General features: G+C 31.0%; 6 protein-coding genes. 2 read left to right on the top strand and 4 right to left on the bottom strand.

The genetic code is table 11. The features are described 5' to 3' along the window. Positions 1–44: 44 nt before the first annotated feature. Together N4A31_00260 and N4A31_00255 are read left to right on the top strand one after the other, a co-directional pair. Entirely contained in the window at positions 45–413 is a 369-nt protein-coding gene (locus N4A31_00260) for a TnpV protein (GenBank protein MCT4634667.1), read from the top strand. Positions 414–574: 161 nt separating this feature from the next. After that, positions 575–1,408, top strand: coding sequence for a KilA-N domain-containing protein (locus N4A31_00255; GenBank protein MCT4634666.1), 834 nt, complete (start codon positions 575–577; stop codon positions 1,406–1,408). 125 nt (positions 1,409–1,533) lie between these two features. Here the strand turns inward: N4A31_00255 and N4A31_00250 are convergent, their stop codons facing one another. From N4A31_00250 to N4A31_00235, 4 genes are read right to left on the bottom strand one after another with little or no spacing between them, the layout of a single operon-like run. Then, the gene (locus tag N4A31_00250; GenBank protein MCT4634665.1) at positions 1,534–2,610 is read right to left on the bottom strand and encodes a hypothetical protein; all 1,077 of its coding nucleotides are present in this window, start codon (positions 2,608–2,610) and stop codon (positions 1,534–1,536) included. 15 nt (positions 2,611–2,625) lie between these two features. Continuing rightward, the gene (locus tag N4A31_00245) at positions 2,626–4,767 is read right to left on the bottom strand and encodes an ATP-binding protein (protein MCT4634664.1); all 2,142 of its coding nucleotides are present in this window, start codon (positions 4,765–4,767) and stop codon (positions 2,626–2,628) included. Beyond that, positions 4,767–6,026, bottom strand: a complete 1,260-nt coding sequence (locus N4A31_00240) for a DNA cytosine methyltransferase (protein ID MCT4634663.1) — start codon at positions 6,024–6,026, stop codon at positions 4,767–4,769. The genes N4A31_00245 and N4A31_00240 overlap by 1 nt, the downstream gene beginning before the upstream one ends. Position 6,027: 1 nt before the next feature. Next, positions 6,028–6,267 carry a single-stranded DNA-binding protein gene (locus tag N4A31_00235; GenBank protein MCT4634662.1) on the bottom strand — a complete coding sequence of 80 codons (240 nt, stop codon included), beginning with the start codon at positions 6,265–6,267 and terminating at the stop codon, positions 6,028–6,030. Positions 6,268–6,740 lie beyond the last annotated feature (473 nt).

The raw sequence follows: 6,740 nt of genomic DNA, 5'->3' as shown, positions 1-6,740 counted from the left end.
AGGCTTTAAAATTGGTGCTAGGATGATGATGGAGGTGCTTTCAGATGAGTAAGTTTAAACCTGTAGAACTTGAGTATGAAGAGATTGATGGAATATTATATCCTAAGATTCAGGTTTCAAATGATATTAAGTATGATGAAAGATCATTAGGCAAATATGGACGAATGAGACTTAAGTATCTTAAAGAGCATAAAACTTTAAGGTATAGAGAAATGCTTATTAATGGTGTGTTGATGGAGCATTGTCATAGGGTTAATGATGAAGCAAATGATATGGCTATGTTGATTGAGAAGCAGTATTTTAAGAAGAATCTTATACCAGAGGATTGTGGATTTATTGATAGGGTTTGGTATTATAATATTGCTAGGAGTGTGGCTGAGGAAGTTGTATTAAATGATATAGTATATAGATGAATATAGCGTATATTAAGAGACAAAATTTCTAGTGGTTAACAAGAGATTTTGTCTTTTATTTTGAAAAAATTATCTTTAATAAATGGATAATGTTGGAATGTGATATTGTAAGTGCTATAATATTCAATAAATACACTATAAAGTTGAATGGGGGCAAAATAATGGTATCTAAGAATAAGAGAATAGATGTACAAGGCACAAAGATAACAATAAGTTTAAAAAATGAAGAAGACTATATATCTTTAACGGATATGCTGAAAGCAAAGGATGGAGATTTCTTTATTTCTGATTGGCTAAGAAATAGAAATACAGTTGAATATCTTGGAATATGGGAAAGAATTCATAATCCAGATTTTAACTATGGCGAATTCGCCATAATTAGAAATCAAGCAGGATTAAATAGTTATAAAATTAGTGTTAAAGAGTGGGTTAATAAGACAAATGCAATAGGTTTAATGGCAAAAGCAGGAAGATACGGAGGTACTTATGCTCATAAAGATATTGCATTTGAATTTGGAATGTGGATTAGTGCCGAATTTAAGATATATCTCATCAAGGAATTTCAACGACTAAAAGAGCAAGAACAAATTCAATTAGGATGGGATATAAAAAGAAATCTTGCTAAGATTAATTATCGTATACATACAGATGCAATAAAGGAAAACTTAATACCTGATGAATTAAGCAGTAAGCAGAAAAGTATCATTTATGCTTCGGAAGCGGACGTGCTTAATATGGCTTTGTTTGGAATGACAGCGAAGACGTGGAGAGAGCAAAATTCTGATAAAAAAGGGAATATACGAGATTATGCAAATATATCTCAATTAGTGTGCCTGTCTAATCTTGAGAGTTTGAATGCTGTATTTATAAATGAGGGAATGGAGCAAAGAGTGAGACTAGAGAAACTTAATAAAATTGCTATTAGTCAGATGAAGGTGCTTGTTGAGGATGTGGATAATAAATATATGATTGATAAAGTGAAGGATACTTATTAGTAAAAACAGGATAAAAGGGTTAAAATCATGGAATATCAAGATACCCTTGAAAAGGGGCATAATCCTTAAGCACTTGCCCCATTCTTATCAAATCTAGTGTTAGCAAAATAGATTTACATTGAATCTTAATTTACGGTTTGTTCTAATCTATGTACGATATATTCTGCTTCTTTTTCAAAATTAAAGTCGGGCTGTCCTTGTCTTGCATAAAAACTAGAAAATCTTCTTAATATATTTTTCACAAAGTGTTCTTGTATTCTAACCTCAGACTCATGAAATCTATCTTTTAGTTCATCTGGATGAAAAGTTAATATGTTCCTGAAATTAATATATCCACCAATAAATAACGCGTTACTTGGTAACCAATGAAAGTACTCTGCGTCAGTATTTTTTAGTAGTTTTGATATAGCTTTAGCTTTTTTGTGAGGAGTCGACGCGTTACCAATCGCTTTCTCTAGAATAGGCTTATCTTTTATAATTTCACAAAGCATTATTCTATCAGTTTTCATTTTATCAGAATGCAACACTAAATCGCACGGTGGAGATAATACTATATATAGAGCCTCATTTTCTTTGGATTTTAATATAGAGCCAGTTCTAATATTTTTAGTTAGTGGAGGATTAATATACATTTCCTCTGTTACGTATGCAGGTATTTCAGCGTCCACTAACTCTTGTATGTGTGCAACTGCATATCTTAAAAGAATTTCTTCTGTATCAACACCTTTTTCTTTTTTATCTTGCCATAGATGAATTTGAGGATAAAGATTATTCCAAAATATTGTATTCATTGCTTCAATAATCTTACCCCTACCACCTATAACGTCAAACATACCTGTATCGCACATTTTTATTAAAGAGTTGATAATATGTTCATAAGTAACTTCTCCCTTTGTATATACCATAATTGGTGATTTTTCATCCAAATCTGTATCTGGAGTTCCTGTCATTACTGCAACAGGAATTCTATATTGCTTTATTATTCGCTTTATAATCTCGTTACCGCTATTTTCGCCATCTAAATTAATGTCAACTATTACTCCGTCATAAATTTTTTCTAATTCCGCTATCCCTTCTTCAAAATTATCTCTAACAGTTATGTCTAATTCCAAACTTGGATTTTGAAGTTTCATTCGTTTTTCAGTGACAATACAAGAATCAATATCATCTTTAGCATCTTCTATTAATAAAAAATTATACACCTTAATTTCACCTCATTATTCATTACTTAGTTTAAAATGAGCACCTTCATCACTCTGTAAAGCTGTTAAAATAAATCCATTTCTTTGTGCAGATTCTCCCGCTATTGCTAAGCCTAGACCTGTACCATTAATTTTTGTTGTAAATTGTGGTTCAAAAATAACTTCACTTTCAATTAAGATTGGCTCAATTCCAGGACCAGAGTCAGTATAGTCTATTTCAATATTTGTATCATCATTACTGACATTTATATTAATAAAACGTGTATCACATTCTTTTTCTTCAATCCAAAAGATACTGTTATCAAGTAAGTTTGCAAATATCGTGTAAATATCTTGCTTCCAACCATTTATATTCACGCTTTTATCGCAATTTATGCACACTTTGATATTTTTAGATTCAAGTTCACTTTCAAAAACAGCAACTACACCGCTGATAGATTCTAGTAAACTAAACTCTGATCTAGTTTCTCTTTTTCTAGATGATAGAGGATCTAACCGTTTAAAAAGAGTTGCTATTACATCTGAATTATCACTTATACCTGAAGTTATACTCTTTATTGTATCAGACAAATCTTCGCTGGGAGTGTTTTTATAAAAGTCAATATAGAATTCTAAATTGGGTACTTGATTTTTAAAATAGTTCAAAGGTCGCCTTCCTTCGTGAAGAATGATATTAATTATTTTGCCTAGCGTTGCTTGACCTTGGTATATAGCCACAGCTTTCTTGATTTCTTCTATGTCTTTATTTTTCTTGCGTTGTTCCTCTGATATAATACCTTCTACTTCATCAAGTACTTCATCACTTAATCCAGCTTTCTTTAAAGATGTAGAAATAGAATTTTGTAATTTAGTATAGTCATATAGTCCTTCAAGTTTTTTCTCAATCTTTTGATTTGGCTTTGAAAGACCTTCTTTTCTTCTATAAGCATATCTTCTCTTTTCTAATTCACTTATCACCTCGCAAGTTATGTTTATTAGATGCTGATAAGCGATATTATCTTTTAAACCATCTCGAGCACTTTTTTCTTCTAAGCTTGATTCTTCCTCTGATTCAATATGTACATAACCTATTACCTGATTACTACCGATTTTTAAAGAAGGATTTTGGATACGTTTTGCATTCAATTTTAACCAATCATAATCAGAATCTCCTAGAGGTCTTATCCTAAAACCATTTCTATACACACCTATTCCATTAACAGAATTTAAAAGATTACGAGCTTGTAATTTTGATACATACTGCCCTGTGTTTTCATCTTTTAAGCCTCTCTGGATTAGTTGTGTTATTGCTACTGCTTCTCTATCATATACCCTTATATCAACTACTAATTTGCCACAAAAAGTATTACCAAGAGTTAATTCAATATCTTCTGTGGTGTCATTTCTGATTTTTTGATTTTTATATTGTAATTTCGCATTACCATCAGCACTAATTGTACCACTAATTTTGTAATCAAATAAATCTAATATAGGATAAGGTGTAATTTCTTCTTCTATTGGTTCTGATTGTAAATCAGAATAATTTTCAAAGATAAGTATTATTTTAAAGTTGTCATCAAAAGTATTAGTTGTTTTTGGGGGAATAAGTTTCTTAAGTTCAAAACGCAATTTATCTAATTGTTTATGGTCCCATCCATCTTCTTTGCAGTTGATATTATTAATTGTTAAAATAGTTCCTGGTGATTGATTAGTATACTCGTTTTCAACTAAGACATCAACCTCGTCAAGATAAGCATGTCTATTAAATTCTTCCCATTCAACATATAAATTGGTTTTTTCGCCATCAATATTTATTGTCTCTAATAACAAATCTTCCCCAAGTATACTAGCTGCGTATCTACCAATCCCTTTTCTTCCTTGCATTACTCTGCCATTTGGACTCTTCCTTGTCATTAATTTATAACTAGTGGAAGGTACACGCCATTTGTTTACAACATCATCTGAAGACATTCCATGACCATGGTCTTCAATTTGAATTTGCAAATTATCATTATTTTTATCTTTTTTAAAACGTATTATTACATCTGGTGAATCAGCATCATAAGCATTCTTTACTAATTCTACTAAAGCTGCATATTTGTCTTGTATTAAATCTTCTCCTATAGTCAGTACGTGTCTTCCTGCTGGACGTATTTTATAAATACCTTGACTTTTCATTACCACACCTCCAATAATGCTTTTGCAATTTTCTCTGCTAATAAAACAGGAACAGCATTACCTATTTGCTTGTAAGCTGGGGTTCTAGATGGAACACCTGAGATAGATTCAAAATAATAATCATCAGGAAACGTTTGTAACCTTGCTGCTTCTCGTGGGGTTAAAGATCTATTTTGCTTAATATCTGGGTGAATAAAGTAATGCCCGTCTTTAGATATATGAGCAACTATCGTTTGAGAATAAGGTAAATCAGAAGCAACAACTTTAAATCTATCAAGAAAAGACTTTTTATTATTCTGAGACTGTAATTCTTTTGGTAATTCATTATAACTTAGCCTTTTTTTCTTTTTATTCCAAAGGTCAACAGCTATTTTGTATATTTCAAGATCCTGGTTTTTATTTGGTCTTGAACAATGAAAAGTTATTTCTTCCAAATTATGCCTTTTAATTTTAGATGTATATAAATAATTTCCTTGATAATCTAATGTCTTAGTTGGTCTAGGCGTCCCGTCTCCAGCTCTAAGAATAGGAAGATCTTTAAAAATCTCATCTACTATATATTCTTGTTCACAAACGTCAATGTTAGGGTAAAAACTTCTGTGTTTTCCAGATTTCCCAATGAGTATTATTCTTTTTCTATTTTGTAATATACCATATTCTTTTGCATTAAGTACTTTATATTCAAATGAGTATCCACACTTAGAAAATACTTTTTGCATTTTTTGAAAATGAAGTATACCATCTGTATCTTTGGCAGAAAGTAAGCCTGTTACGTTCTCAAAAACAAAATATTTAGGGTTATATTTTTTTAGAAATTCAGCATACAAAACATATAAATAATTTCTTTCATCACCGAGCATTTTATTTTTATCTCTTGCTCTTCCCACTAAAGAATATGCCTGACAAGGAGGACCACCAATTATTAAGTCGATAGATTTATTGTCTAATAATTTATCTATATCGTTAAAAATCATATTGATATTGTCCCAAGATATTTCATAGTTTAAAACGGTTTGTAAAAGTTTATCTGGTATATATGAATAGAATATATCTCTACTAATTCTACCATCAAGATATAATTTATATATATCTTCTTTATTGTTATCTAAAAGCCATTTGTAGGCTAGCCTTGTTTTTAAGGTGAAACAAGCAGCTTTATCAATTTCTACGTGGCTAATAGGAGAGAATCCAGCACGCATAAATCCTTCAGAAAGTCCTCCAGCACCAGCAAAAAGGTCTAAGTAATTAATTGTTTCCATCTTATACCTCCGCTTTTTTTCTGTATTTTTGCTGACCGGATGAAGTTTTTTCAATAGGGTCTAAATAACTGCTTTCATTTTTTGCAGTATTAAGAAACAAAGTTCCTAATAATATTCTATCTCTTCTTGGAATCCGATTCCACCTATAGCCTTTAAATAAATCCTTAACTAGAAATATCTCATTTGCTTTAATATTTCTTACTTCATCGATAGCATAATCTAATAACTCATTAACATTCACAGATACACCTCCATATGTATAACGTTATAAACAATGTTGTGCATAACGTTATTATAATGTATTGGAAAAAAATAGTCAATTAATAAAATGGCGAAGTCATGCAGGCAGGTTATATTAAGCAGACTTAAAAATGAATATAACTATTTCAACTATATTTTGACTATGATAAAATAAAACTGAGGACATAGCACTAATCCTCAAAAAAATAAAATAATCTTAAGCCAGAGGGATTACATATAATATGTAACCCTAATAGCATGCCATTTACCCAACCGAGTAAATAAATGAGCCATGCTATTCCGCTGTAAAATTGGCTACAGCAGCTGGTGATACACATCATGTGTACCCTTTTGCACTGAGTAGAAGGGAAGAGAATGAACGTAAACATAACTTACGAAAAAAGAGATATTTCAGTGCCAAAGAAGGTCGCAGAATTTCTTGAAGCAGATCGGAGGAAAATAGAGGCACAGGGT

Source organism: Rickettsiales bacterium (genome assembly GCA_025210695.1).
GTDB lineage: Bacteria > Pseudomonadota > Alphaproteobacteria > Rickettsiales > CANDYO01 > CANDYO01.
This window is presented reverse-complemented; position numbering and strand designations above follow the sequence as displayed.